The 2124-nt window shown below is 39.0% G+C and carries 1 protein-coding gene; it reads left to right on the top strand.

Annotated elements, in window-relative coordinates:
* Positions 1-265: 265 nt before the first annotated feature.
* Positions 266-2124: lectin like domain-containing protein (locus AB1414_16435; protein MEW6609006.1), on the top strand; the 1859-nt coding region annotated here is incomplete at its 3' end.

Here is a 2124-nt window from a genome sequence, read left to right as displayed (position 1 = left end):
TTTTGGTAAATATGTTGTTTGTGTCATAAGTTTGTCCTCCTTATTTTAGTTAGTTAATACTTTTTGTATAGTATACCATAAAATCTTTCGCAGGTCAAACTTGACACTTCATCATATCATCTCTGCGGTGAACACTTACAGTTAATCTAATGCCTTGCTCATAAAAGTGAGAAGGAAGGTTCTCCGCAAGAAAGAACCGTGTGCAGAAAAGCGCAAAGACACAATGATGACGAGGAGGCATTAACAATCAAAGGAGGTTAAAAAAATGGTTTCTCGACAAAGATACAAAAATAAAGTTAAGGCAGACATTATTGTGGTTTTTCTTTGCTTGTTTTCCAGGCTTGTATTTTCTGAGCCCATCCTCGCGCCGGTAAATCCTGAGTTTGTAAAATACCTCCAGGATTATAGGTTGGGTAAGATTACAACAAAAACCGATGGATATAGATTAGGATATATTCCTCCACCGGTTACTCTCTCTCATCTAAAAGGGAAAATTGGTGTTCCTTTTGCCCTTCCTTCTTCATATGACCTCAGAAGTTTGGGAAAGGTTACCCCAGTAAAAGATCAGGATCCCTATGGGACCTGCTGGGCATTCGCAAGCTATGCTTCTTTAGAATCCTGCCTTTTACCGGCTGAAACCAGGGATTTTTCTGAGAACAACCTGGTTAATCTTCATGGGTTTGACCCAGGTTTTAATAATGGTGGCAACTGTTTTATGTCAACCGCATACCTTGCAAGGTGGAGTGGCCCAATTAACGAAAGTGATGATATTTATCCAAAGCCAGGTGGAAGTCTACCAGGATTGCCGGTGCAAAAACATATCCAAAATGTCCAATTTCTACCACCAAGAAGTGGACCATTAGATAATAATACCATAAAACAAGCAGTTATGGAAAAAGGAGCAGTCTGTACTGCTTTTTATTGGGAGGATCCTTATTATAATTCTTCTTCGTATGCTTACTATTATAATGGTGGAAAATCTAGTAATCATGCCGTGGCAATAGTAGGTTGGGATGATAATTTTAGCAAAACTAACTTTAACTCTATTCCTCCAGGAGATGGCGCATTTATTCTCAAAAATAGTTGGGGAACTGCCTGGGGGGATCAAGGTTATTTTTACATCTCTTATTACGATACTCAGTTAGGCAAAGATGAAGATAATGCAGTATTTTATAATGCTGAGCCAGTAACCAATTATGGTTATATCTACCAATATGACCCGCTTGGTTGGGTAGATAATGTGGGTTACTCCAGTAACACTGCCTGGTTTGCTAACATCTTTAATTCCTTACAAAATGAAGAGATAAAAGCAATTGGTTTCTATGTTCCCCAGGTTAATTCAACTTATGAAGTACGCATCTATACAAATGTCTCTGCTGGACAACCTACAAGTGGCTCGCTTGCCGCAAGCAAATCAGGAGTTATTTCAATGCCAGGTTATCATACAATTATGCTTGACTCTCCTGTTCCCCTTACTTTAGAGGAAAAGTTTTCTGTAGTAGTAAAGCTGACTACCCCAGGATATAATTATCCAATTACTATAGAAATGCCTTGGGTTGATTACAGTAGTAATGCTACCGCAATCTCTGGACAAAGTTATGTGAGTAAATATGGTACCACTTGGTCAGATATTACTGCTGATTATCCTGACACAAATGTATGTTTAAAGGTTTATACTGATATAATTACCCCTCAACCACCAATTGAAGTCTATGATACCTCAGGGGAATTTGTTGGAACATATACAACCATCCAGCAAGGGATAAATGCTTGTCCAAATGGTGGAAAGGTTTTAGTTCCAACAGGAGTTTATAATGAGGCAATTTATATTAAGAAGAGGATTGCCTTAATTGGAAACGGAAGTAATTCTACAACAATTATAGCCTCTGGTCTTGTAAGTACAAGCACAGTAACTTTTGATGGTTCAAATGCGAATGGAACAATCACAGGATTTACAATAACAGGAGCAGGCTATGATGGCATCTACTGCTCCCACTCTTCCCCACAAATCACCAACAATACAATATCGGGGAATAGATGGGGCATCTACTGCTCCTCCTCCTCTCCAACCATCACCAACAACACAATCTCAGGGAATGATGATGATGGCATCTACTGCTCCTC

The organism is bacterium (assembly GCA_040755795.1).
Classification (GTDB): domain Bacteria; phylum UBA9089; class CG2-30-40-21; order CG2-30-40-21; family SBAY01; genus JBFLXS01.
This window is presented reverse-complemented; position numbering and strand designations above follow the sequence as displayed.